Here is a 22,934-nt window from a genome sequence, read left to right on the forward strand (position 1 = left end):
AACCCAGTCGGTTTGCGATAGCTCGGTGATGTGCCCAGGACCGACTCGCTAGAAGCCACGCTGCTCACCAGGTTCACGACGAGTCGGCACATATCCCCTGATCGTCACGCTGCCGCGGAACTGCTCATCGCCGGAACGCGCGATGCATCAAGCTGGCGATATCTGCGATGCATGTCCGGCGGCCACGCGCCAACGATCTCCTACTGGGCGCCACAGCCCCGCACGGCGATTATGGCAGTGACTATCGTCCCGCCAACCGCTGTCTCCCCATCGCCGGAGTGCCGTCATGCAATTTGATACGATGGAAATAGGATCGATGGTCGCTGCCATCGGCGTTACTTGAATCGAAACAGGGCGGGGCAATGAATATTGGCGAGACATCGCGTGAATCAGGCGTCAGCGCAAAGATGATCCGGTATTACGAGCAGGTCGGCCTTCTCGCTCCCAGCAAGCGGAGCGACGCCGGTTACAGGCTCTACGGTCCGGACGAAATCCATACACTGCGTTTCATCAGACAGGCGCGGCGGCTCGGCTTTCTCGTCGAGGATATCCGCAAGCTGCTGACGCTCTGGCAAGACCGGTCGCGGGCCAGTGCCGAGGTGAAGTCGATCGCGCTCGAACATGTGGCCGAGCTCGACAAACGCATCGCCGAATTGACCGACATGCGCGATACGCTCGCCGATCTGGCCGCGCACTGTCACGGTGACGGACGGCCAGAATGCCCGATTTTGGCGCGTCTGGCCGAACCGGTAGGCGAACCAGATTAGTGCATGTCTTCCAGGCCGCGAAAGACCCAGAAGCTAATTCGTATAAAAATCAATGCATTACGAAGGTTGCCTCACGTGCCATTCCAAATTGGAATGACAGCCATGCACGCATTTCACTGGCAACTTGGTGCAGCCTCGCTATAATCCGGGATAACCCTATACGGGAAATCCCTGAATCTCGATTCGCCAGGGGTCCCCCTTCCTTGGAGAACATCATGATCGCCTACATCGTTGAAAAGCTGAGCAACTGGTTCGAAACCGCCGAGCGCGAGCGCCGCGAAGCTTACCTGGCTACCTCGTCGGACATCGTCCAGCTCGAGAGCCGCATCCGTTCGCTCGAAACGAACGGCTACTCGCTGTAATCGAAGCAGTTGTCCGGTGCCGCGTGGCGCCGAATGAAAAGCAAGCCCCGTATTGACGGGGCTTTGTCTTTTTTGCGCCGCGGATCTGGCGGAATCGTCAGCGGGGCGCTATGGTATGGACCTGCTTTTCACCGGAAAAACGATCATGCGCTGGCATCCTGATGTGCGTCACCTTGCTTCCCGCGCGCGTCTCGGTCTGGGCGCTGCGGTGCTCATCCATGCGGTGGCCGCCGGCGCCGCCGCTTCGTCTGCATCCCAGGCGTTGATTCTCGACACGCAACGCGGAATCGTCGATGGCAAGGGTGGCCTGGTGCTGCAAACGGCGCCGCTGTCGTCGGAGCCGATCGTCGAGCCCGCCGGCATACGCGCGCCGGCAGGACAAGGCGCGAATTCGTCGGTGCCGCTATTCGTTGCGCCCTATATCAACGTGCCCGGCTGGAACGTCGGGCCGGCGAATCAGCCGCGCCCGGCGCCGAGACCGCAGCCCTGAGGGCGGCCCACGCGTTCAATTGCCGCGGTGTTCGATCTGATACCGCGCGCCACTGTCCTGTCCCAGGCGTTCGACGAGATACGGCAGCACTTCTTTCATGCTTTGCGCGAGCGTGTACGGCGGATTCAGGATGAACATCCCGCTGCCGTACAGGCCGAGTCCGTCCGCGGGCGGGTTCGACACCGTCAACGTCAAATGCAGCCAATTGTTCGGCTGCAGACGCTTGAGCTGTTCCGGAAAACGCTGCGACTCCATTCTCGCAACCTGCGGGTACCAGATCGCGTAACAACCGGTCGCGAAGCGCTTCAGGCATTCCGTCACGCAGCTGATGGTGCGCGCGTAGTCCTTCTTGTCCTCGTAGGACGGATCGATCAACACGAGCGCCCGTCGCGGCGGCGGCGGCAGCAGCGCCTTGATGCCCTCGAAACCGTCGCCGGCGAAGATCATCGCGCGACGCCCCGCATCGCGGAAGTTGTGACGCAACACGTCGATCTCCGTCGTGTGCATTTCGAACAGGCGCATCCGGTCCTGGTCGCGCATCAGTCGCCACGCGAGATACGGCGAGCCGGGGTAGTAGTGCAGTTCGCCGTCGGCGTTCAGTGCGCGCACTTCGTCGATGTAGTCGCTCAGCGCCTCCGGTACGCCCTTGTCGTTCCACAGCGGGCCGATGCCGGTGTCGAATTCCCCCGTCTTGGCCGCATAGCCGTCGCGCAGCGAATACACGCCGGCGCCGGCATGGGTGTCGACGTACCAGTACGACTTGTCCTTCTTGTTCAGATAGCGCAGCAGCTGGACGACGACGGTGTGCTTGAGCACGTCCGCGTGGTTGCCTGCGTGAAAACCGTGACGATAGCTGAGCATGACGAGCTGCCTGGAACGAGAGATGAATCGATGAAAGCGTGCGGTCGCGCGCGACGGTCGGGTCGCGCGCCGATGCGGCCGCGTATTGTACGCGACTGCACGTGAGTCGCCTTACTCGTATGCGTCGCCGACGACGTCGTCGATGCGTTGCTTGAGCTCCGGCGTGAGCTTCGTCGCGACCTCGACGGCGCGCATGTTGTCGCCGATTTGCTCGAGCCGCGACGCCCCCGTAATGACCGAGCTCACGCGCGGATTCGCGAGCACCCATGCAATCGCCAGCTGCGCGGTGCTGCATCCGAGTTCCGCCGCGATGTCGCCGAGCCGCTCGACCACCTCGTTGCGAGCGCGGTCCGTGAGCCGCTCGCGCAGCCAGTCGTAGCCGTGCAGCTCGGCGCGGCTGCCCGGCGGCACGCCGTTGCGGTACTTGCCGGTGAGCAGGCCCGATGCCAGCGGGCTCCAGGTCGTCAGCCCGAGCCCGCAGTCGTCGTAGAGCCGCGCATATTCCTGCTCGACCCGCGTGCGATGAAACAGGTTGTATTGCGGTTGCTCGACCACCGGCTTGTGCAGATGATGGCGCTCGGCGATTTCATACGCGGCGCGGATGTCGTCGGCATTCCATTCGGAGGTGCCCCAATACAGCGCCTTGCCGCGCACGATCATGTCGCTCATCGCCCAGACGGTCTCCTCGATCGGCGTGTTCGGGTCCGGCCGATGGCAGTAGACGAGATCGACGTAGTCGAGCTGCAGCCGCCGCAGCGAGCCGTCGATCGCATTCAGCAGGTACTTGCGGTTCAGCGTGTGGTACTGATTCGGCGCTTCCGCGAGGCCCCAGAAGAACTTCGTCGACACGAGGTAACTGACGCGCGGCCAGCCGAGCGACTTGAGCGCCTGGCCCATGATCTCCTCGGATTTCCCGCCCGCATAAACTTCCGCGTTGTCGAAGAAATTGACGCCGGCATCGCGCGCCGCTGCGAGACATTCGCGGGCCGCCCGCTGATCCACCTGATTGCCGTAGGTCACCCACGAGCCGAGCGACAGTTCGCTGATCTGCAGGCCGGAGCGGCCGAGCCGTCGATAGTGCATACCAACCTCCGCGAGTCGTAACCGACCTTAAGCTTAGGCGTTTTGCGCGCGAACGGCGGGACCGATCGTGCACAATAGCGGCTGGCTCGCCCGCACGGACAGGCTATGACGGCTGCTGCTGCGGCGCGCGATTTTTCGAACGGGTAACGTAAGGAGACGGACATGGCAGCAGACCTGAATGGCAAGACCGCAGTCGTCACGGGCGCCGCGAGCGGCATCGGCAAGGAAATCGCGCTGGAGCTGGCGAAGGCCGGCGCGGCCGTCGCGATCGCCGACCTGAACCAGGACGGCGCGAACGCGGTGGCCGACGAGATCAACAAGGCCGGCGGCAAGGCGATCGGCGTCGCGATGGACGTCACCAGCGAGGACGCGGTGAACAGCGGCATCGACAAGGTCGCCGAGACGTTCGGCTCGGTCGACATCCTGGTGTCGAACGCGGGCATCCAGATCGTCAACCCGATCGAGAACTACTCGTTCGCCGACTGGAAGAAGATGCAGGCGATTCACGTCGACGGCGCGTTCCTCACGACCAAGGCTGCGCTCAAGCACATGTACAAGGACGACCGCGGCGGCGTCGTGATCTACATGGGCTCGGTGCACTCGCACGAGGCGTCGCCGCTGAAGTCGGCGTACGTGACGGCCAAGCATGGGCTGCTGGGGCTCGCGCGCGTGCTGGCGAAGGAGGGCGCGAAGCACAACGTGCGCTCGCATGTGGTGTGTCCGGGCTTCGTGCGCACGCCGCTGGTCGACAAGCAGATTCCGGAGCAGGCGAAGGAGCTCGGCATCAGCGAGGAAGAAGTGGTGAAGAAGGTGATGCTCGGCAACACGGTGGACGGCGTGTTCACGACGGTGCAGGACGTCGCGCAGACGGTGCTGTTCCTGTCGGCGTTCCCGAGCGCCGCGCTCACCGGCCAGTCGTTCGTCGTCAGTCACGGCTGGTTCATGCAGTGACGTGGCGGCCGCCACTGCGCGGGCCGTCGCGGCGCTCTCGCGCGCAGCGCATATGCAACGGCACAAAAAAACGCGCTCCATGGAGCGCGTTTTGCGTTTCGGCGCAGTCGGCAGCAGGCGGCGATGACGGCCGCCTTGCCGCCGCCGACTTACTTCAGCACCGCGGCGATGGCGTTCGCGACCGCGTCGAGGTTGCGCGTATTCAGCGCAGCCACGCAGATCCGGCCGGTGCCGACCGCGTAGATGCCGAATTCTTCGCGCAGACGATCGACTTGCGCCGACGTCAGCCCCGAATACGAGAACATCCCGCGTTGCGCGTTGATGAAGCTGAAGTCGCGCTCGACGCCGCTCGCCTTCAGGCGCTCGACGAGGCCGTTGCGCATCGCGCGGATGCGGTCGCGCATTTCGCCCAGTTCCTGCACCCACGATGCATGCAGTTCCGGCGATGCGAGCACCGCTGCGACGACGGCGCCGCCATGGGTCGGCGGGTTCGAGTAGTTGGTGCGGATCACGCGCTTGAGCTGCGACAGCACGCGCGTCGCTTCTTCCTTGCTCGACGTGATGATCGACAGCGCGCCGACGCGCTCGCCGTACAGCGAGAACGACTTCGAGAACGACGACGACACGAACGCGTTCAGGTCGGCGGCTGCGAACAGGCGCACGGCAGCCGCATCGGCGTCGATGCCGTCGCCGAAGCCTTGATACGCGATGTCGAGGAACGGCACGAGGTTGCGCGCCTTGACGACGTCGACGACCTGCTGCCATTGCGCTTCGGTCAGATCCACGCCGGTCGGGTTGTGGCAGCACGCATGCAGCACGACGATCGTGCCGGCCGCATAGCCGTTGAGCGCCGCCAGCATCGCTTCGAAGTTCACGCCGTGGGTCGCCGCGTCGTAGTACGGATATGCGACGACTTCGAAGCCGGCCGCTTCGAACAGCGCGCGGTGGTTTTCCCAGCTCGGATCGCTGATCGCGACCTTCACGTTCGGGTTCACGGTGCGCAGGAAATCGGCGCCGATCTTCAGCGCGCCCGTGCCGCCCAGCGCCTGCGCGGTGACCACGCGGCCTGCGGCGATCAGCGGCGAATCGTTGCCGAGCAGCAGCTTCTGCACGGCGGCGTCGTACGCGGCGATCCCGTCGATCGGCAGGTAACCGCGCGGCAGGCCCGCGTCGACACGCGCCTTCTCCGCTTCGCGAACCGCGCGCAGCAGCGGAATCTTGCCTTCTTCGTTCGTGTACACACCGACGCCGAGGTTGACCTTGGTCGGACGCGTATCGGCGTTGAAGGCTTCGTTCAGGCCCAGGATCGGGTCGCGGGGAGCAAGCTGGACAGCGGAGAAGAGCGACATGATGATTCGGCAGTAGTGAAAAGAGGGTCGGGCTTTCAGCCGGCGGGGCAGGCGCGGCGGACCGCGCGCCTGCGGCACGGCGCCGGAAAGCGCAGCAGCCCGATATTGTAGCGAATTCACGCTGGCCACGGCGGCGATTGCAGCGCGTATCGCGATTTCGGACCCGGTTGGCGCGACGCCGCTCGTCAGGAGCCGTCAGCGGCCCGCGGCGCCGCGAAGCGCTAGAATGTTTTTTTGCCCACGCTCCGGCCGCACTCCATGTCCGAACATCACGCCGCAGTCGGCGACGCACTCGACGAATCGAAATTCGTGACCTTCGAAGGGTCGCCGTTCCAGCTGTACCAGCCGTATCCGCCCGCGGGCGACCAGCCGACCGCGATCGAGACGCTCGTGGAAGGCGTTCACGACGGGCTGTCGTTCCAGACGCTGCTCGGCGTGACCGGCTCGGGCAAGACCTTCACGATGGCCAACACGATCGCGCGGCTCGGCCGCCCGGCGATCGTGTTCGCGCCGAACAAGACGCTCGCGGCGCAGCTCTACGCCGAATTCCGCGAATTCTTCCCGCGCAACGCCGTCGAGTACTTCGTGTCGTACTACGACTATTACCAGCCGGAAGCGTACGTGCCGCAGCGCGACCTGTTCATCGAAAAGGACTCGTCGATCAACGAGCACATCGAGCAGATGCGGCTGTCGGCGACCAAGAGCCTGATGGAGCGCCGCGACGTGGTGATCGTCGCGACGGTGTCGGCGATCTACGGTATCGGCAACCCGTCCGAATATCACCAGATGATCCTGACGCTGCGCACCGGCGACAAGCTCGGGCAGCGCGACGTGATCGCGCGGCTGATCGCGATGCAGTACTCGCGCAACGAGCAGGACTTCCAGCGCGGCACGTTCCGCGTGCGCGGCGACACGATCGACATCTTCCCGGCCGAACATGCGGAGATGGCCGTGCGCGTCGAGCTGTTCGACGACGAGGTCGAGACGCTGCAACTGTTCGATCCGCTGACCGGCCGCGTGCGGCAGAAGATTCCGCGTTTCACCGTGTATCCGTCGTCGCACTACGTGACGCCGCGCGACACCGTGATGCGCGCGATCGAGACGATCAAGGACGAATTGCGCGAGCGCCTCGAGTTCTTCCACCGCGAAGGCAAGCTCGTCGAGGCGCAGCGGCTCGAGCAGCGCACGCGCTTCGACCTCGAGATGCTGCAGGAGCTGGGCTTCTGCAAGGGCATCGAGAACTACTCGCGGCACTTTTCCGGCGCGGCGCCCGGCGAGCCGCCGCCGACGCTCGTCGATTACCTGCCGCCCGACGCGCTGATGCTGCTCGACGAATCGCACGTGCTGATCGGCCAGCTGAACGGCATGTACAACGGCGACCGGGCGCGCAAGGAAAACCTCGTCAACTACGGCTTCCGGCTGCCGTCGGCGCTCGACAACCGGCCGCTCAAGTTCCCCGAGTTCGAGCGCAAGATGCGCCAGGTGGTGTTCGTATCCGCGACGCCGGCCGATTACGAGCAGCGCGTGACGGGCCAGATCGCCGAACAGGTCGTGCGCCCGACCGGGCTCGTCGATCCGGAGATCGAAGTGCGTCCGGCAAGCTCGCAGGTCGACGACGTGCTCACCGAGATCAACGCGCGCGTGAGCGCCGGCGAACGCGTGCTGATCACCGTGCTGACCAAGCGGATGGCCGAGCAGCTGACCGAATTCCTCGCCGATCACGGCGTGAAGGTGCGCTACCTGCACAGCGACATCGATACGGTCGAGCGCGTCGAGATCATCCGCGACCTGCGCCTCGGCACGTTTGACGTGCTGGTCGGCATCAACCTGCTGCGCGAGGGGCTCGACATTCCGGAAGTGTCGCTGGTCGCGATCCTCGACGCGGACAAGGAAGGCTTCCTGCGCGCGGAGCGCTCGCTGATCCAGACGATCGGCCGCGCGGCGCGCAACGTGAACGGCAAGGCGATCCTCTATGCCGACAACATGACCGAGTCGATGAAGCGCGCGATCGGCGAAACCGAGCGGCGTCGCGCGAAGCAGATCGCGCACAACGAGAAGATGGGCATCACGCCGCGCGGCGTCGTGAAGCGCATCAAGGACATCATCGACGGCGTGTACAACGCCGACGACGCACGCGCGGAGCTGAAGGAAGCGCAACAGCGCGCGAAGTTCGAGGACATGTCGGAAAAGCAGCTCGCGAAGGAAATCAAGCGGCTCGAAAAGCAGATGGCCGACTACGCGAAGAACCTCGAATTCGAAAAGGCCGCGGCGACCCGCGACCAGCTCGCGCTGCTGCGCGAGCGGGTGTTCGGCGCGAACGTGGGCGATCACGTGAATGGCGCGGGCCGGTAAATTCTTCTTCCTGACGTCTCTGAAATGCACCGAAACCTGTTGGTAACACCGTTGTAAGCCTTGTCGGATCAGGGGTTTACGCGGTGTCTCGTTTGTTCCGAAGCCGGTTCGGTGCTAAACTCCGCATGTATTGAGAATAGTTCGCATTAACGTTCTTCATTGCGTTAGTGTTCCTGGCGGACCCTCCGGGAGGACGGCCCGCCGCGTACCAGGCAAATAACAAGGAGTGTCCATGTTGGGTTCTTCGTTCATCCGCACGTCGGTTGCGGTAGCGGCGGCGCTTGCCGCGATGTCGGCCTCGGCGGCCGAGTACCCGATCGGCAAGCAGCAGATCCAGGGCGGCATGGAAATCGGCGCGGTGTATCTGCAGCCGATCACGATGGATCCGGAAGGGATGATGCGCAAGGCATCGGATTCCGACATCCACCTCGAGGCCGACATTCACGCGGTCAAGAACAACCCGACCGGCTTCGCGGAAGGCGACTGGATGCCGTACCTGCAGGTCACGTACAAGCTGACGAAGCAGGGCGACGCGAAGTGGAAGGCCGAAGGCGACCTGATGGGCATGGTCGCGAGCGACGGCCCGCACTACGGCGACAACGTGAAGCTGGCCGGCCCCGGCAAGTATCACCTGACGATGATCGTCAAGCCGCCGATGCAGTCCGGCCACATGGCGTTCGGCCGTCACGTCGACAAGGAAACGGGCGTGGGCGCGTGGTTCAAGCCGATCACGCTCGAATACGACTTCCCGTTCGCCGGCATCGGCAAGAAGGGCGGGTATTGACCGGTGGCATCACGGACGGCGCGCCCGCGCGCCGTCGACGTAGAGAACCCAGAATGAAATTTCCCCAGAAAATCGCCGCCGCAGCCGCCGCGCTGTGGCTCGCCGGCGCCGCGCATGCCGCAGATCTGCCGACCTTCAAGCTCGAGATGACGGACGGCAAGCTCAACCCGGCCCGCATCGAAGTGCCGGCCGGCCAGCGCTTCAAGATCGAGATCCGCAATACGGGCAAGGGCGCCGCCGAATTCGAGAGCGTGCAGTTGCGCAAGGAGAAGGTGCTCGCGCCGGGCGCCGATTCGTTCGTGGTGGTCGCGCCGCTGTCGCCGGGCGAGTACAAGTTTTTCGACGATTTCCACCAGCAGGCGCAGGGCGTGATCGTCGCGAAGTAATGCGTTTTATCTGATTGCGGGCATGCGAGTGCGTTGCCCGCGCGTCAGGAGGATTCAATGGGTCAGATCTTGTTCATCGTGTGGCGAGAGAGCGTCGAAGCGCTGCTCGTCGTCGGCATCCTCTATGCGTGGCTGAAGAACGGCGACGACGACGCGCGCCGCGGCCTGCCGTTTCTGTGGGCGGGCGTTGCCGTCGGGCTGCTGATGGCGGTCGGTCTCGGCGCCGCGCTCGTCGGCTTCACCGAAGTGCTGTCCGGCGACGCGCAGGATTACTTCCAGACCGCGATGGTGCTGATCGCGTGCGTGCTGATCGTGCAGATGGTGCTGTGGATGCGCCGGCACGGCCGCACGCTCAAGCGCGACATGGAGCAATCGTTGCAGCGCAGTACGCGCGACTCGAACTGGTGGGGCGTCGCGGTGCTGGTCGCACTCGCGATCGCGCGCGAAGGCAGCGAGACGGTGATTTTCCTGTACGGGCTCGGCTTCGGTCAGTCGGGGCATGTGGACGGCAGCCAGATGCTCGCGGTGCTGATCGGCCTCGGCCTCGCGTTCCTCACGTTCTATCTGCTGCAACTCGGCGGCAAGTACTTCTCGTGGCGGCATTTCTTCCGCGTCACCGAAGTGATGCTGCTGTTCCTCGGCGCCGGCCTGTTCCAGACCGGGGTCGACAAGCTGATCGACAAGGAGATCCTGCCGCTCGGCATCTCGCAGCTGTGGGATACGTCGGCGATTCTCGACGATTCGGGCACGTTCGGCTCGCTGGTGGCGACGCTGACCGGCTATCGCGCGCATCCGGCGCTGACCAACCTGATCGCCTATGCGGTGTACTGGGCCGTGGTGTGGCTGCTGATGAAGCGCGCGAGCCGTCGCCCGGCCGTTCCCGCGGGTCGCGCAGCATGAGTGTGGTCGCCGCAGCGAAGCCGGGCCGCCTCGCGCAGGTCGGCCAGTGGATGCAGCGCCACGGCGCGGTGATCCGCGGCATACAGTGGGTCGTCGTCGCCGTCTATGCGTTCCTGATCATCGTGCCGGCCGTGCTGCCGTTGCCGGACGACTCCGCGCATCTGTGGAACAACCTCACGCTGATCGCGCAGTTCGTGTTCTGGGGCATCTGGTGGCCGTTCGTGCTGCTGTCGATGGTGATGCTCGGCCGCGTCTGGTGCGGCGTGCTGTGCCCCGAAGGCGCGTTGACCGAATATGCGAGCAAGTTCGGCCGCGGCCGCGCGATTCCGCGCTGGATGCGGTGGGGCGGCTGGCCGTTCGTCGCGTTCGGGCTCACGACCATCTACGGGCAGATGGTCAGCGTCTACCAGTACCCGCTCGCGGTGCTGTTCGTGCTCGGCGGCTCGACCGTCGGCGCGATGGTGATCGGCCTGCTGTACGGCCGCGAAAAGCGCGTGTGGTGCAAGTACCTGTGTCCGGTGAACGGCGTGTTCGGTTTGCTGTCGCGGCTCGCGCCGATGCGCTACAAGGTCGACGAGGATGCGTGGCGCCGTTCGTACCGGAACGGCGAACACGGGCATCGCGTGATTCCGATCAACTGTGCGCCGCTGGTGCCGTTGCGCAACATGAAGGGCGCCGCGGGGTGCCATATGTGCGGCCGCTGCAGCGGCCATCGCGATGCGATCGCGCTGTCGTGGCGCGCGCCGTCTGACGAAGTCGTGAACCTCGGCGCGCAGCAGGCGAACCCGTGGGATACGGCGCTGATCCTGTACGGCCTGCTCGGCGTCGCGATCGGCGCGTTCCACTGGACCGTCAGCCCGTGGTTCGTGCAGATCAAGCAATGGCTCGCCGGCTGGCTGATCGATCGCGATATCACGTGGCCGCTCGAGACCAATGCACCGTGGTTCCTGCTCACGCACTATCCGGATCGCAACGACGTGTTCTCGTGGCTCGACGGTGGGCTGATCGTCAGCTACATCGTCGGCACGGGGCTCGTGTACGGCACCGCGCTGCTCCTGCTGCTGGGCGGCGCGACGCTGATGCTCGGCCGTTTCGATCGCGTGCGTCTGCATCATCTCGCGCAGGCGCTGATCCCGATCGCCGGAGCCGGCGTGTTTCTCGGCCTGTCGGCGACGACGCTGTCGCTGCTGCGGGCCGAACACGTGCCGCTCGACTGGGCGGCCGACGTGCGCATCGCGATCCTGGTGGCCGCGAATACGTGGAGCGCGTGGCTCGCATGGAAGGTCACGGGGCGCTATGCGCAAGGGCCGCGGCGCGTGGCCGCGTTCGCGTGGTTCGCGGTCGGCCTCGCGGTGGTCGACAGCGCGTGGTGGTTGATGTTCTGGGGATTCTGATGCGGCGTTGACGGCGTCGTCGCGGTGTAGTTTGCGATGCGTCGCGCAAGTGTGTCGCGGCAGGTGTCCGCATCGCCGCGCAGTAGCCGGCTCGATCGCCCACTGCCCATTCGCCTGCGTTTTCTCTGGCGCACAAATGAAAAGCGACACGTCCTTCGACGTGTCGCTTTTTTGTTGCCTCTGCGAGAACCAAAAAAGTGGCTTGGCTTGCTGCAACGGCTGCTTGAGTAGGTTTGCACGAAGGGGTCTAGATCTCGCGTGCAAGCCGTTGCGCTGGCTAATGCCCAACACCTCTCAGGGAGGTGGTCCCCACAATACCCGGTTGCTACTTCGTCAGGATCAACTTGCCGAGCCGCGTGGCGCGAAGCTGATACGTCTCACCGTTATGCGCGATGCTGATGTGGCTGTGGCCTTGCAGCAGCGCGTCGCTGTTCAGCGTGCGCGTGCCGCTGTCGCGGCTTGCCGCAGGCTTCGCGGACGTCGTGACCGCTGCCGTCTTCGGACGGTTGCCGCTTGCGGCGCCAGTGGTTCGGCGCAAGGTCAGCGTGGTCGGGCGCATGGTGTCGGTCATTCGGTTGATCGGTGACTGTCGATACGATGGAATGAATTCTAAATGATAATCATTCCCATTGAAAAGAACTCTTTCGCGATCGGGAAGGGTCGCTCGATAGACAAAGCCAAAGAGGCGGCCCGCGGGCCGCCGCACTCGATGAGCCGGTGAATCAGTGAAGCGGGTCGGGCGCCTTGCGGCCCTGCGCGTACTCGCGGATCAGGCGCACGGTGTCGATATCCGACGTGCGATACGCTTCCTTCACGATGCCGTGCGTTTGACGCGCTTCCTCGCTGTCGTCGGAGACGGTCAGCGTCGTCCGGTATTCGAAACGCAGGAACAGCTCGCGATCATCGCGTTCTTCGATCGTCATCGTCAGCGAGCCGCCGATTTCGCCGCTGGCCGCATGGATGTCGTAGCGCACCTGCTGATACGGCGTGAACGTCACGCGGTCGCGCACGGTCGCGTGGCCGTAGTGCAGTTCGCGCTCCAGCGTGGTTTCCGTGCGCTCGTGGACGACACAGCTGTCGAGGCCGATCACGAACAGCTGCGGCTGTTCGGCACGCAGCACGAGGCCTTCCCACAACTGGTCGCGGGTCAGGGACGGCACGGCCGGATCGTCGGAGTTGATCTGGATCAGATGTTCGAAGTTCAAGGGGACGGGTTCCTTCTGGTGGCCGGCGGCCACGTGGTTCAAGAAGTTATTGTGACGCAAAACGAATCGCTTCGCGGCGCCTGCGGCCCGTCGCGCGGCGTCACGCGTGAATCGTGCCCATCCGGCCCGTCTGGTAATCGACGACGGCCTGGCGGATCTCTTCTTCGGTGTTCATCACGAACGGGCCGTAGCGCACGATCGGCTCGTTGAGCGGGACGCCGCCGATCAGCAGCAGCTCGAGCGGCGTGTCGCCGGCCTCGAATGTGACCGCGTCGCCGTCGTCGCCGTAGACGATCATGTGCCGCGCCTCGACCGGCCGCCGCTCGGGGCCGTAGCGGCCCGTGCCTTCGAGCGCATAGGCGAACACGCGATAGCCTGCCGGCACCGGCTGCGCGACGGTGGCGCCCGGTTGCAGCGTGAAATGCTGATACAGGATCGGCGTGCGCGTTTCGATCGCCGCGCGCACGCCCAGCGCTTCGCCGGCGATTACGCGCACTTCCACACGACCGTCCGGCGACTTCGCGCGCGGAATGCGATCTGCGGCGATTTCCTGGTAGCGCGGCGCGATCAGCTTGTCGCGCCGTGGCAGATTGACCCACAGCTGGAAGCCGTGCGAGCGCCCGCCCGTTTGCACGAACGCGGGGTCCGGCATTTCGCTGTGGACGACGCCGGCGCCGGCCGTCATCCACTGCACGTCGCCGGGCCCGAGCGTGCCGGCATGGCCGGCCGAATCGCGGTGGCGAAAGCGCCCGTCGAGCACGTAGGTGACGGTTTCGAAGCCGCGATGCGGATGGTCGGGCGCGCCCTTGGCCTCGCCGGGCGCGTAGTCGACGGGCCCCATCTCGTCGAGCAAGAGGAACGGATCGAAATCCATCAGCAGGCGTGTCGGGAACGGGCGGTGGACCACGAAGCCACCGCCTTCGGTCGTGCGAAGCGCGGGGTAGGTGCGGTCGAGCAAACGAGCGGTCGTCATGCAGTAGCCCTCGGTGATATCGGAATAGCGTTATTTTTGAAACATAGCGCTATTATATTGGGCGTTTTCCGGTCCGATTTGCGGTGCTCCGCAATGGATTGTTCTGAAATTGGAACGATGACATGAACATCGATGCACACAACCTGAACGACCTCATGTACTTCTCGCAGGTCGTCGAGCATGGCGGCTTCTCGGCCGCGGAACGCGTGCTCGGTATCTCCAAATCGCGCCTGTCGCGACGGCTGACGGAACTCGAGGCCGCGCTCGGCGTGCGGCTGCTGCAGCGTTCGACGCGCAAGCTCGCGCTGACCGAGGCCGGCGAGCTGTTCTACCAGCATTGTCAGGCCATGCTGGCCGAAGCGCAGGCGGCGATGAACGCGGTGCAGCAGCTGCGCGCGTCGCCGCGCGGGTCGGTGCGCGTGAGCGTGCCCGTCACGCTGTCGCAGACAATGCTGTCGCGCATCCTCCCTGAATTCCTGCACCGCTATCCGGAGGTGAAGGTGCACATCCGCGTGACGAATCGCGTGATCGACCTGTTCGAGGATTCGATCGACGTCGCGTTGCGCGTGCGCTCGGAGCCGCCGCAGAACGCGAATATCGTCGTGCGGCCGTTGTGGCGCACCGAGCAGATGCTGGTCGGCGCGCCGAGCCTGCTGAGCCAGCACGCGCCGCCGCTCGTGCCGGCCGATCTCGCGCGCTTCGAGACGCTCGATACGCCGAGCGTGGACGGGCGGCACGTGTTCACGCTGATCGCGCCGGACGGCACGCGCCACCTGCACGAACACGACCCGCGGCTCGTCACGGCCGACCTGATGACGATCCGCGAGGCCGTGCTCGACGGCCTCGGCATCGCGGCGTTGCCCGAGATGATGTACGGCAATGCGTTGCGCGCCGGGCAGCTGTCGCCGGTGATGCCGGGCTGGACGCTGCCGGTGCCGCAACTCTATGCGGTGTTCGTGTCGCGGCAGGGCATGCCGCCGGCGGTGCGCGCTTTCGTCGACTACCTGGTGGAGAAGCTCGACCACGGCGAATACAAGCAGCCCGGTTGCCCCGAACGTGCGAAGCAGGAAGCGGCAGCGGCGGCGGCCGTTACGGCCCAGTGAAGCCAGCACGCCGCGCGCCGGCAAATTTGTTTTGTCATTGAAGCGCGGGCTGCAATCGCAAAGTTCAATCGGCGGGTTCTTGAATGCGTGCGCGGGCCGGCCTATATTGAAATCCCATTTCGCGAAGGAGGTTCTGAGCGGAATCCGGTGGCCGCATATGTTGCGAGCCAGATAGGGCAGAGAAGCGCAGTCCGTGCAGACCACGGTAGCCGCATTTGCGTTGCTCGAGGCGTAACCGATACCGCCGAAGAGCCCGCCGCCCGAAGGCGCCCGCGTGCGCATGAAAAAAGGCCTTCATCTGGCGATGAAGGCCTTTTACTTTGTGGCGGACCAGTCAGGTACGGGCGCGCGTGCCGGCCCGCGCGCGCCGCGTCACTTCGCTTTGGCGGCCGGCACCGTCACGAAGCCGAGTTTCGTCAGGCCGCCGGCCTGCGCATCGGACATCACTTCGGCCACCCGTTCGTAGGCCACCTTGCGATCGGCGCGCAGATGCAGCTCCGGCTGCGGCTGATGCTTCGCCGCTTCCGCGATATGCGCCTGCAATTGCTCGCGCGTGACCGTCTGGTCGTTCCACAGGATCGTGCCGTTGCCCTGGATCGCGACGTCGACCGTCTGCGGCTTTTCGTCGACGGGCTGGCTGCTCGCGTGCGGCAGGTCGATCTTCACCGCGTGCTGCATGGCCGGGATCGTCACGAGGAAAATGATCAGCAGAACGAGCATCACGTCGACGAGCGGTGTCATGTTGATCTCGCTCATCACGCCATCGTCGTCGTCGTCGCTGAAGCCGGTGTTCATTGCCATGGTCGACCTCGTCTCAGCTTGCGCGCGTCGCGAGGCGCAGGCCGTCGCGCGGCGACGACGAGGCGAGGCGCGCGCCCGTCACGAAGTAGGCGTGCAGCCCGTGCGCGAAGCGGCGCAGCTTGCTGGCGATACCCTTGTTCGCGCGCGTCAGCGCGTTGTAGCCGAGCACCGCCGGAATCGCGACGAACAGGCCGAAGGCCGTCATGATCAGCGATTCGCCGACGGGGCCCGCGACCTGGTCGATCGACGTCTGGCCGGTCGCGCCGATCGCGAGCAGCGCGTGATAGATGCCCCACACCGTGCCGAACAGGCCGACGAACGGCGCCGTGCTGCCGATCGACGCGAGAATCGCGAGGCCGGCCTGCATCCGCGAAATGCCTTCGTCCATCGTGTCCTTCAGGCAGCGCGTGACCCAGTCCGACACGTCCATGCGGTCGTGCAGGTGCGGCTGCGTCTGATGGTGGTGGTCGGCCGCTTCCTTGCCCGACAGCGCGAGCGCGAGGAACGGGTTGTCGCCCGGCGTCGATGCGGTGAGACCGAGCTTCTTGATGCCGTCGTCGAAGTCGTCCGAATGCCAGAACGCCTGCTCGGCATTCTTCGTCAGCCGGTTCAGGCGAATCACGTTCCAGCCCTTGACGACGATCACGATCCACGACAGGACCGACATCACGAGCAGCGTGATCGCGATGGCGCGTGTGACGAAATCACCTTGCGCCCAGACGTGCGCGATACCGTAGCTTTGCATTTTTGTTTCCTTTGAATCTTCCGGATAAGGCAGGTTAGTCGGTGAGCCCGAAGTTGTAGGGCTGCGTGCGGGCGGCGCGGATCGCCTGCCCGTTCTCGATGTAGGGGCGGCAGGTCGTCGCGCGCATCGCGTCGAGGGCGGCATCGTCGAGGCGCGGATAGCCGCTGCTCTTCTGCAGTTCGACGCTTTCGATCTTGCCGGTCACGCCGACCACGAAATGAACATAGGCGGTACCCGCTTCGCCGCGACGACGCGACATCGACGGATAGTCGGGCTTCACGAAGTTGCACTGGAGCGCCGCCACGTTCTTCGGCGCGCTGACCTGCATCGTTTCGCGGGCGGGAGCCGGCGTCGCGGCCGGTGCTGTCGGTGCCACGGCCGCGGGCGCTGCCGGTGCGGGCGTCGGGTCGGCTGCCGGGGCAGGCGTCGGCGACGGCGCGGGCGACGGTGCGAGCGGCTGCGGCGTCGGCTTCGCCGCCTTCTGCACGGGCTTCGGTTCGGCCTTCGGCTTCACGCGCGGCACGGGCTTCGGCGGCGCAGGCTGCGCGATCGATTCGGCGGCGACCTGCTGTGCGATCGGCTCCGGCGGGATGAGCTGCGCGGTGATCGACTGGACTTCGACGGATTTCGGCGGTGGCGCGCTGCGATGGAGCCACGCGGCCGTCAGCATGAGCGCGTGTGCGGCGAGCACACCGATCGCGACGGTGATGACCCGGGGATTCATACGTGATGCAGCCGGCATGATGCCGGCAGGAGCGGATTGCGAAGCCTGCATGTTAGCTTGAAAGAACGATGTCGCACCCTGAGCGCGGCGGGCGGGGCGGCATCATTTGCGGAAGATCAGCAGCGAGATGCACACGGTAGTCACGAATCCGATCAGCAATTCCATCACAGGCTCCTTCGCAGGTAAGCCGCTGGCTCGCACGGACGGTGGCTGGCTGACGGTCGAAACAAAAAATGCGGCCGCGGCCGCATGCGCATACCGGCGCCGCTCAGGCGGCCTTGCGATCGTAGAACGTCACCGGGATCGGGTGAGCGTGGTGTTCGACACCGCACCGGCTCGCACAGACGCCTTGCTCGGCCATCAGGTCGCGTACGGACTCCTCGCACTTGCCGCAGCACGTGGCCACGCCGAGTTCGAACTGGAGTTCATCGAAAGAGCTCACGCCCTCGGCGAGGGACGCGCGGATCTTGCGATCGGAGACGGACTTGCACACGCAGACGATCATGATGAGTTGCGATAGCTAACGGTAATGCGAATTATTATCATTAAATTTATGCGGGTTGACAAGGGCGGTGCGGGCTTTTTTTAAGACCATCGGACCCCTCAAACGCGCGGCGTGGCGGCGTGCGTAGGCAGCAGGAGGCGGGAAGCAGGCAGGAAGCGGAAACCGACGGACAGCCGCGGGTGCGTCAAACGGTCGCGCAGTCGCGCGCGTTCGGTGACGCAATGGTGACGGTCTCGACGGGCACGTCGAGGCCAAGCAGCGTCGACGCCAGTGCGCGCAATTGCACGCCGTCGCTGGTCGAGCAGAAACGCGGCGGCGCGGCAGGCGCGCCGGCCGGCGCGCGCAGCCCGCGCTCGTCGAGCACGCGGGCGAGTTGCCGCGCGATCGCGTCGCTCGTGTCGACGATCGTCAGGCGATCGCCGACGAGGTCGCGAATCGCCGCCGTGAAGAACGGGTAATGCGTGCAGCCGAGCACGAGCGTGTCGGCGCCTGCGTCGATCATCGGTTGCAGGTAGCGTTCGAGCAACGCGCGCAAGGCGGGGGAGTTCGTGTCGCCGCGCTCGATCGCCTCGACGAGCCCGTGGCCCGGCTGGCAGATGAAGCGTCGGCCGGCGCCGTAGCGATCGAGCAGCGCCTGAAAGCGCGGGCTGTTCAGCGTCGATTGGGTGGCAAGCACGCCGGCGACGCCGGTCGCGGACACCGCGGCGGCCGGCTTGATGCCCGGCTCGACGCCGACGAGCGGGATCGACAGCCGTTCGCGGACGGTCGCGATCGCGCGTGCCGTGGCCGTGTTGCATGCGACGACGAGCGCTTTCGCTCCGTCGCGCGCGAGCCATTCGCAGATCGCCAGCGTGCGCTCCGTGATGAACGCCTCGTCGCGCGGGCCGTACGGCGCATGGCGCGAGTCGGCGACGTAGACGAACGATTCGCCGGGCAGCTGCGCGCGCACGGCGCGCAGCACCGACAGCCCGCCGAGCCCCGAATCGAAGATGCCGATCGGCGCGGTGGGGCGGGCTGCGGAAGCGGTGGAACGGTTCGTCGTCATGCGCGGGCGAAGCGGGCGATCCTGGCGAGCGTGCCGGTTACTCCGGCGAGCCCATCATCGTCTGCTGATAGTTCTGCAGGCCGACCTTGCCGATCAGGTCGATCTGCGTTTCGAGCCAGTCGATATGCTCTTCGGTGTCGTCGAGGATCTTTTCGAAGATCTCGCGCGACACGTAATCACGCACCGATTCGCAGTAGGCGATCGCTTCCTTGCACGTCGCCTGCGAGATCTGCTCGAGCTTCAGGTCGCACTTCAGGATCTCTTCGGTTTCCTCGCCGACCAGCAGCTTGTGCAGGTCCTGCAGATTCGGCAGGCCGTCGAGCATGAACACGCGCTCGATCAGCCAGTCGGCGTGCTTCATTTCGCCGATCGATTCGTCGTATTCGTGCTTGCCGAGCTTTTCGAGGCCCCAGTGCTTGTACATGCGCGCATGCAGGAAGTACTGGTTGATCGCGGTGAGTTCGTTCTTCAGTTGGGCGTTCAGATATTCGATGACTTTCTTGTCGCCTTGCATGGCTGTTCCTTGATCGGTGGGGCTTCAGAAACCGAACGATAATCGCTCGAACGGGAAAAGCCAAGCGTCGAAGCCTGGCCGCGGCTGGCCATTGCGCGCGATGCGCGGCGGCCGCGGCGCGCGTGCCGCGGCCGATGTCGGCCACGACAAGTAAAAAGGCCGGACTGGCGTCCGGCCTTGTGCGCAAGCGGGTTCGCGCCGCTTAAGCGGTTGCGACCGGGATCTTGCCGATCTTCGCCTGCCATTCCTTCGGACCGGTCTGGTGCACCGACGTGCCCGACGAATCGACCGCCACCGTCACCGGCATGTCCTGCACGTCGAACTCGTAGATCGCTTCCATGCCGAGGTCTTCGAATGCGAGCACCTTCGCGCCGCGGATCGCCTTCGACACCAGGTATGCCGCGCCGCCGACCGCCATCAGGTACGCGGCCTTGTGCTTCTTGATCGCGTCGATCGCGACCGGGCCGCGTTCCGCCTTGCCGACCATCGAGATCAGGCCCGTCTGCGCGAGCATCATCTCGGTGAACTTGTCCATCCGCGTGGCCGTCGTCGGGCCGGCCGGGCCGACCACTTCGTCACGCACCGGATCGACCGGACCGACGTAATAGATCACGCGGTTGGTGAAGTCGACCGGCAGCTTCTCGCCCTTCGCGAGCATGTCGGCGATGCGCTTGTGCGCAGCGTCGCGGCCCGTGAGCATCTTGCCCGACAGCAGCAGCGTCTGGCCCGGCGTCCAGCTCGCGACTTCTTCCGGCGTCAGCGTGTTCAGGTCGACGCGCTTGCTCGTCTCGGTGTTCGGTTCCCACTGGACCTTCGGCCATGCGTCGAGCGACGGCGCTTCGAGCTTCGCCGCGCCCGAGCCGTCGAGCACGAAGTGCGCGTGGCGCGTCGCCGCGCAGTTCGGGATCAGGGCGACCGGCTTCGACGCCGCGTGCGTCGGCGCGGCCATGATCTTCACGTCGAGCACGGTCGCCAGGCCGCCGAGGCCCTGTGCGCCGATGCCGAGCGCGTTGACCTTCTCGTGCAGCTCGACACGCAGTTCCTCGATCCAGTCCTTCGGGCCGCGCGCGATGATTTCCTGGATGTCGATCGGCTCCATCAGCGATTCCTTCGCCATCAGCATCGCCTTTTCGGCGGTGCCGCCGATGCCGATCCCGAGCATGCCCGGCGGGCACCAGCCCGCGCCCATCGTCGGGACCGTCTTCAGCACCCAGTCGACGATCGAATCGGACGGGTTCAGCATCACGAACTTCGACTTGTTCTCCGAGCCGCCGCCCTTCGCCGCCACCTGCACGTCGACTTTGTCGCCCGGCACGATCTCGTAGTGGATCACGGCCGGCGTGTTGTCCTTGGTGTTCTTGCGGGCGCCTTCCGGCGGATTGACGATCGACGCGCGCAGCACGTTGTCCGGGTGCGTGTAACCGCGGCGCACGCCTTCGTTGATCATGTCGGTGACGCTCATCGTCGCGCCGTCCCAGCGCACGTCCATGCCGACCTTCACGAAGACCGTCACGATGCCGGTGTCCTGGCAGATCGGGCGCTTGCCTTCCGCGCACATGCGGCTGTTCGTGAGGATCTGCGCGATCGCGTCCTTCGCGGCCGGGCTCTGCTCGAGCTCGTACGCGCGGCCGAGCGCCTGGATGTAGTCGAGCGGGTGGTAGTAGCTGATGTACTGCAGCGAATCCGCGATGCTCTGGATCAGGTCTTCCTGTTTGATGACGGTCATGGCTGAGACTCTGTGGGACAGTGGGGAATGCATGGACGGCCGTCAGGCCGCCGGTCGGGACGCCGCTGACGCGTGCGCCTCGTGGAAATGGGCCGGGTGCGTGTGCGTCGTCAGGCGGTCGACCCACGCCATCACGAGCGCCGACACCAGGAACGACAGGTGGATGAGCACCTGCCACATGATCGCGTGCGTCGTGTGCTGATCGGGATTGATGAAGGTCTTCAGCAGGTGGATCGACGAGATGCTGATCAGCGCCATCGACAGCTTGACCTTCAGCACGCCGGCGTTCACGTGGTCGAGCCACTCGGGCTCGTCGGGATGGCCTTCGATGCCCAGGCGCGACACGAACGTTTCGTAGCCGCCGACGATCACCATGATCAGCAGGTTCGAGATCATCACCACGTCGATCAGGCCGAGCACCGCGAGCATCACGGTGACCTCGTCGAGGCCGCTCGCGTGCGACAGCAGGTGCCAGACTTCCTTCAGGAACAGGAACACATAGATGCCCTGCGCGACGATCAGACCCAGATAAAGCGGAACCTGGAGCCAGCGGCTCATGAAGATCAGCGCGGGCAGCGGGCGCAGCGAGCGGCGGCTGGGGCCGGGCGAATGCGGGGCGGACATGGTGGCGGTGCGGGCGCGGGGCGCAGGTATCGGGGGTAACGGTGAAACGCGATGAAACGGCGCGCTATTGTAACGCGTCGGCCGGCGCGGCTGCAGCGACGCGCCGACGGGGCGGGGACGGATCAGGCCGCGGCGCTCGGCGTGCGCTTCCCGCGCAGGCTCGCGAGCACGATCCCGGTGACGACGCATGCGAGCGCGACGCCGTGCGCGAGCGTCGGGCGCTCGCCGAGGAACGCGATCCCGTAGGCGGCGGCAGCGACCGGCAGCACCGCGCTGAACACGCCGGCGAGGCTGCCCGGCACGTTGCGGATGCCCTTCATCCACAGCCAGAACGAGAAGATGCTGGCCGACAGCCCGTACCAGACGACGAGCCCCCACGTGCCGGCCGGCACGCTCGCATAATCGAAATGCCACAGCGCGCCGGCGCCGAGCGGCAGCATCAGGAACAGGCCGAACAGATGCGTGTAGGCGCAGATGTCGATCGGCGCGAGCGTCTGCGTGAGCCGCCGCGACAGGATCACGTAGATCGATTCGCAGCACACCGCGCCGAGCATCAGCAGGTTGCCGGTGAGCGAGCCGGCAGAGGCGCTGCCCGCGTTGCCGGTGTTGCCGTTCGCGAGATTGATCGTGACGACGCCGGCGATGGCGAGCGCGATCGATACGAGCGCACGGCCGTTCGGTTTTTCGCGCAGGATCAGCCAGGCGAACAGCGCGACGATCGCGGGAATCGTGCTGGTGATCACGCCGGCGGCGACCGCGCTCGTACGCTGCACGCCGTTGAGCATCAGCAGCGTGAACATGAAGGTGCCGAAGAACGCCTGCAGGAACAGGTTCAGCCATTCGGCGCGGCGCACCGCGCGCATCTTCACGGGGCTGAACAGCGGCCACAGCACGGCGATCGCGATCACGAAGCGCAGCGTGGCGAGAATGGCGACCGGAACGAACACGACGATGGATTTGCCGATACCGACGTTGCTGCCGACGAGCAGCATCGACAGGATCAGGAAGAAGGCGTAGCGATTCAAGCTGGAGTCCGGGGGGCGAGTTCAGTTAGGATTGTAGAGTCGCGTTTGTAACAGCGTAAAGCGGCCGACCGCTACGCGGTCCACGTGTGTGCTGCGCACGGCCGCGTAAGTGATGGGTAAGTTCGAACGCTTATCGTGGAAACCGCCGGGCTGCACGCGCGTCGCCGTTTGACGTGGTGCGGCGCAGCATCGTGCGCAGCCTCCTCCGGGCCGCGCGCGGGTGAGTGGGAGACAGCGGCGCGCAAGCGCCGGCCAAGACGCGGCG

25 protein-coding genes are annotated in these 22,934 nt (G+C 65.4%); 10 read left to right on the top strand and 15 right to left on the bottom strand.

All coding sequences use genetic code 11. The features are described 5' to 3' along the window. Window positions 1–362: 362 nt before the first annotated feature. From cueR to AK36_RS18240, 3 genes are all read left to right on the top strand, one after another. Window positions 363–767 carry a Cu(I)-responsive transcriptional regulator gene (cueR, locus tag AK36_RS18235; RefSeq protein ID WP_041493865.1) on the top strand — a complete coding sequence of 135 codons (405 nt, stop codon included), beginning with the start codon at window positions 363–365 and terminating at the stop codon, window positions 765–767. Window positions 768–982: 215 nt separating this feature from the next. Beyond that, window positions 983–1,129, top strand: coding sequence for a DUF3563 family protein (locus AK36_RS31330; RefSeq protein WP_011885504.1), 147 nt, complete (start codon window positions 983–985; stop codon window positions 1,127–1,129). A gap of 115 nt (window positions 1,130–1,244) precedes the next feature. After that, window positions 1,245–1,619: a hypothetical protein gene (locus AK36_RS18240; RefSeq protein ID WP_011885503.1), complete on the top strand. Its 375-nt coding sequence runs from the start codon at window positions 1,245–1,247 to the stop codon at window positions 1,617–1,619. Window positions 1,620–1,634: 15 nt separating this feature from the next. On the opposite strand, the gene AK36_RS18245 is transcribed toward AK36_RS18240, so the two are convergent. Continuing rightward, window positions 1,635–2,480, bottom strand: a complete 846-nt coding sequence (locus AK36_RS18245) for a 23S rRNA (adenine(2030)-N(6))-methyltransferase RlmJ (protein WP_011885502.1) — start codon at window positions 2,478–2,480, stop codon at window positions 1,635–1,637. 111 nt (window positions 2,481–2,591) lie between these two features. Further along, window positions 2,592–3,563 carry a potassium channel beta subunit family protein gene (locus tag AK36_RS18250; RefSeq protein ID WP_011885501.1) on the bottom strand — a complete coding sequence of 324 codons (972 nt, stop codon included), beginning with the start codon at window positions 3,561–3,563 and terminating at the stop codon, window positions 2,592–2,594. 162 nt (window positions 3,564–3,725) lie between these two features. Here AK36_RS18250 and AK36_RS18255 point away from each other — a divergent pair, with 162 nt between their 5' ends. Further along, entirely contained in the window at window positions 3,726–4,514 is a 789-nt protein-coding gene (locus AK36_RS18255; protein WP_011885500.1) for a 3-hydroxybutyrate dehydrogenase, read from the top strand. Between the two features lie 149 nt (window positions 4,515–4,663). Here AK36_RS18255 and AK36_RS18260 read toward each other — a convergent pair whose 3' ends face one another. Continuing rightward, complete coding sequence (locus AK36_RS18260) at window positions 4,664–5,863, bottom strand: amino acid aminotransferase (protein WP_014723338.1); 1,200 nt, start codon at window positions 5,861–5,863, stop codon at window positions 4,664–4,666. 258 nt (window positions 5,864–6,121) lie between these two features. Here AK36_RS18260 and uvrB point away from each other — a divergent pair, with 258 nt between their 5' ends. From uvrB to AK36_RS18285, 5 genes are all read left to right on the top strand, one after another. Further along, a complete protein-coding gene (gene uvrB, locus AK36_RS18265; protein ID WP_011885498.1) occupies window positions 6,122–8,215 on the top strand; it encodes an excinuclease ABC subunit UvrB in 2,094 nt (697 codons plus the stop codon). 232 nt (window positions 8,216–8,447) lie between these two features. Further along, complete coding sequence (locus AK36_RS18270; RefSeq protein WP_011885497.1) at window positions 8,448–8,999, top strand: iron transporter; 552 nt, start codon at window positions 8,448–8,450, stop codon at window positions 8,997–8,999. 53 nt (window positions 9,000–9,052) lie between these two features. After that, window positions 9,053–9,385 (top strand): cupredoxin domain-containing protein, encoded by a 333-nt coding sequence (locus AK36_RS18275; RefSeq protein WP_011885496.1) that lies wholly within the window; start codon window positions 9,053–9,055, stop codon window positions 9,383–9,385. A 57-nt stretch (window positions 9,386–9,442) separates the two neighbouring features. Next, window positions 9,443–10,285 (top strand): FTR1 family iron permease, encoded by an 843-nt coding sequence (locus AK36_RS18280; RefSeq protein ID WP_011885495.1) that lies wholly within the window; start codon window positions 9,443–9,445, stop codon window positions 10,283–10,285. Further along, window positions 10,282–11,679: a 4Fe-4S binding protein gene (locus AK36_RS18285; RefSeq protein WP_034194832.1), complete on the top strand. Its 1,398-nt coding sequence runs from the start codon at window positions 10,282–10,284 to the stop codon at window positions 11,677–11,679. Before AK36_RS18280 ends, AK36_RS18285 begins: the two co-directional genes overlap by 4 nt. Window positions 11,680–12,004: 325 nt before the next feature. On the opposite strand, the gene hemP is transcribed toward AK36_RS18285, so the two are convergent. The 3 genes from hemP to AK36_RS18300 all read right to left on the bottom strand — a co-directional run bounded on the left by hemP (window position 12,005) and on the right by AK36_RS18300 (window position 13,857). Further along, window positions 12,005–12,250: a hemin uptake protein HemP gene (hemP, locus tag AK36_RS18290; protein WP_011885493.1), complete on the bottom strand. Its 246-nt coding sequence runs from the start codon at window positions 12,248–12,250 to the stop codon at window positions 12,005–12,007. A gap of 151 nt (window positions 12,251–12,401) precedes the next feature. Further along, the gene (locus tag AK36_RS18295; RefSeq protein WP_011885492.1) at window positions 12,402–12,884 is read right to left on the bottom strand and encodes an SRPBCC family protein; all 483 of its coding nucleotides are present in this window, start codon (window positions 12,882–12,884) and stop codon (window positions 12,402–12,404) included. Between the two features lie 100 nt (window positions 12,885–12,984). Further along, window positions 12,985–13,857, bottom strand: a complete 873-nt coding sequence (locus AK36_RS18300) for a pirin family protein (protein ID WP_034194833.1) — start codon at window positions 13,855–13,857, stop codon at window positions 12,985–12,987. A gap of 122 nt (window positions 13,858–13,979) precedes the next feature. Between AK36_RS18300 and AK36_RS18305 the strand changes: the two genes are divergently transcribed. Next, window positions 13,980–14,960, top strand: a complete 981-nt coding sequence (locus AK36_RS18305; RefSeq protein ID WP_034194834.1) for a LysR family transcriptional regulator — start codon at window positions 13,980–13,982, stop codon at window positions 14,958–14,960. A 372-nt stretch (window positions 14,961–15,332) separates the two neighbouring features. On the opposite strand, the gene AK36_RS18310 is transcribed toward AK36_RS18305, so the two are convergent. The 9 genes from AK36_RS18310 to AK36_RS18350 all read right to left on the bottom strand — a co-directional run bounded on the left by AK36_RS18310 (window position 15,333) and on the right by AK36_RS18350 (window position 22,669). Further along, window positions 15,333–15,761 (bottom strand): ExbD/TolR family protein, encoded by a 429-nt coding sequence (locus tag AK36_RS18310; RefSeq protein ID WP_011885489.1) that lies wholly within the window; start codon window positions 15,759–15,761, stop codon window positions 15,333–15,335. A gap of 13 nt (window positions 15,762–15,774) precedes the next feature. Next, window positions 15,775–16,506, bottom strand: coding sequence for a MotA/TolQ/ExbB proton channel family protein (locus AK36_RS18315; protein WP_011885488.1), 732 nt, complete (start codon window positions 16,504–16,506; stop codon window positions 15,775–15,777). A 34-nt stretch (window positions 16,507–16,540) separates the two neighbouring features. Beyond that, window positions 16,541–17,281: an energy transducer TonB gene (locus AK36_RS18320; protein ID WP_045578930.1), complete on the bottom strand. Its 741-nt coding sequence runs from the start codon at window positions 17,279–17,281 to the stop codon at window positions 16,541–16,543. A 217-nt stretch (window positions 17,282–17,498) separates the two neighbouring features. Beyond that, the gene (locus AK36_RS18325; protein ID WP_011885486.1) at window positions 17,499–17,735 is read right to left on the bottom strand and encodes a (2Fe-2S)-binding protein; all 237 of its coding nucleotides are present in this window, start codon (window positions 17,733–17,735) and stop codon (window positions 17,499–17,501) included. Window positions 17,736–17,919: 184 nt separating this feature from the next. After that, entirely contained in the window at window positions 17,920–18,780 is an 861-nt protein-coding gene (murI, locus tag AK36_RS18330) for a glutamate racemase (RefSeq protein ID WP_045578931.1), read from the bottom strand. A gap of 37 nt (window positions 18,781–18,817) precedes the next feature. Then, complete coding sequence (bfr, locus tag AK36_RS18335; RefSeq protein WP_011885484.1) at window positions 18,818–19,294, bottom strand: bacterioferritin; 477 nt, start codon at window positions 19,292–19,294, stop codon at window positions 18,818–18,820. A 202-nt stretch (window positions 19,295–19,496) separates the two neighbouring features. Further along, a complete protein-coding gene (locus AK36_RS18340) occupies window positions 19,497–21,020 on the bottom strand; it encodes a fumarate hydratase (protein ID WP_034194836.1) in 1,524 nt (507 codons plus the stop codon). 42 nt (window positions 21,021–21,062) lie between these two features. Next, window positions 21,063–21,644: a TIGR00645 family protein gene (locus AK36_RS18345; RefSeq protein ID WP_045578932.1), complete on the bottom strand. Its 582-nt coding sequence runs from the start codon at window positions 21,642–21,644 to the stop codon at window positions 21,063–21,065. Window positions 21,645–21,766: 122 nt separating this feature from the next. Beyond that, the gene (locus tag AK36_RS18350; RefSeq protein ID WP_045578933.1) at window positions 21,767–22,669 is read right to left on the bottom strand and encodes a DMT family transporter; all 903 of its coding nucleotides are present in this window, start codon (window positions 22,667–22,669) and stop codon (window positions 21,767–21,769) included. Window positions 22,670–22,934 lie beyond the last annotated feature (265 nt).

Origin of the sequence: Burkholderia vietnamiensis LMG 10929, assembly GCF_000959445.1 — a bacterium.
In the GTDB taxonomy this organism is placed as follows: Bacteria; Pseudomonadota; Gammaproteobacteria; order Burkholderiales; family Burkholderiaceae; genus Burkholderia; species Burkholderia vietnamiensis.

Coding starts and splice junctions, on each gene's coding strand:
- cueR (WP_041493865.1), top strand. CDS start 363: ATGAATATTGGCGAGACATCGCGTGAATCAGGCGTCAGCGCAAAGATG.
- AK36_RS31330 (WP_011885504.1), top strand. CDS start 983: ATGATCGCCTACATCGTTGAAAAGCTGAGCAACTGGTTCGAAACCGCC.
- AK36_RS18240 (WP_011885503.1), top strand. CDS start 1,245: ATGGACCTGCTTTTCACCGGAAAAACGATCATGCGCTGGCATCCTGAT.
- AK36_RS18245 (WP_011885502.1), bottom strand. CDS start 2,480: ATGCTCAGCTATCGTCACGGTTTTCACGCAGGCAACCACGCGGACGTG.
- AK36_RS18250 (WP_011885501.1), bottom strand. CDS start 3,563: ATGCACTATCGACGGCTCGGCCGCTCCGGCCTGCAGATCAGCGAACTG.
- AK36_RS18255 (WP_011885500.1), top strand. CDS start 3,726: ATGGCAGCAGACCTGAATGGCAAGACCGCAGTCGTCACGGGCGCCGCG.
- AK36_RS18260 (WP_014723338.1), bottom strand. CDS start 5,863: ATGTCGCTCTTCTCCGCTGTCCAGCTTGCTCCCCGCGACCCGATCCTG.
- uvrB (WP_011885498.1), top strand. CDS start 6,122: ATGTCCGAACATCACGCCGCAGTCGGCGACGCACTCGACGAATCGAAA.
- AK36_RS18270 (WP_011885497.1), top strand. CDS start 8,448: ATGTTGGGTTCTTCGTTCATCCGCACGTCGGTTGCGGTAGCGGCGGCG.
- AK36_RS18275 (WP_011885496.1), top strand. CDS start 9,053: ATGAAATTTCCCCAGAAAATCGCCGCCGCAGCCGCCGCGCTGTGGCTC.
- AK36_RS18280 (WP_011885495.1), top strand. CDS start 9,443: ATGGGTCAGATCTTGTTCATCGTGTGGCGAGAGAGCGTCGAAGCGCTG.
- AK36_RS18285 (WP_034194832.1), top strand. CDS start 10,282: ATGAGTGTGGTCGCCGCAGCGAAGCCGGGCCGCCTCGCGCAGGTCGGC.
- hemP (WP_011885493.1), bottom strand. CDS start 12,250: ATGACCGACACCATGCGCCCGACCACGCTGACCTTGCGCCGAACCACT.
- AK36_RS18300 (WP_034194833.1), bottom strand. CDS start 13,857: ATGACGACCGCTCGTTTGCTCGACCGCACCTACCCCGCGCTTCGCACG.
- AK36_RS18305 (WP_034194834.1), top strand. CDS start 13,980: ATGAACATCGATGCACACAACCTGAACGACCTCATGTACTTCTCGCAG.
- AK36_RS18310 (WP_011885489.1), bottom strand. CDS start 15,761: ATGGCAATGAACACCGGCTTCAGCGACGACGACGACGATGGCGTGATG.
- AK36_RS18315 (WP_011885488.1), bottom strand. CDS start 16,506: ATGCAAAGCTACGGTATCGCGCACGTCTGGGCGCAAGGTGATTTCGTC.
- AK36_RS18320 (WP_045578930.1), bottom strand. CDS start 17,281: ATGCAGGCTTCGCAATCCGCTCCTGCCGGCATCATGCCGGCTGCATCA.
- AK36_RS18325 (WP_011885486.1), bottom strand. CDS start 17,735: ATGATCGTCTGCGTGTGCAAGTCCGTCTCCGATCGCAAGATCCGCGCG.
- murI (WP_045578931.1), bottom strand. CDS start 18,780: ATGACGACGAACCGTTCCACCGCTTCCGCAGCCCGCCCCACCGCGCCG.
- bfr (WP_011885484.1), bottom strand. CDS start 19,294: ATGCAAGGCGACAAGAAAGTCATCGAATATCTGAACGCCCAACTGAAG.
- AK36_RS18340 (WP_034194836.1), bottom strand. CDS start 21,020: ATGACCGTCATCAAACAGGAAGACCTGATCCAGAGCATCGCGGATTCG.
- AK36_RS18345 (WP_045578932.1), bottom strand. CDS start 21,644: ATGTCCGCCCCGCATTCGCCCGGCCCCAGCCGCCGCTCGCTGCGCCCG.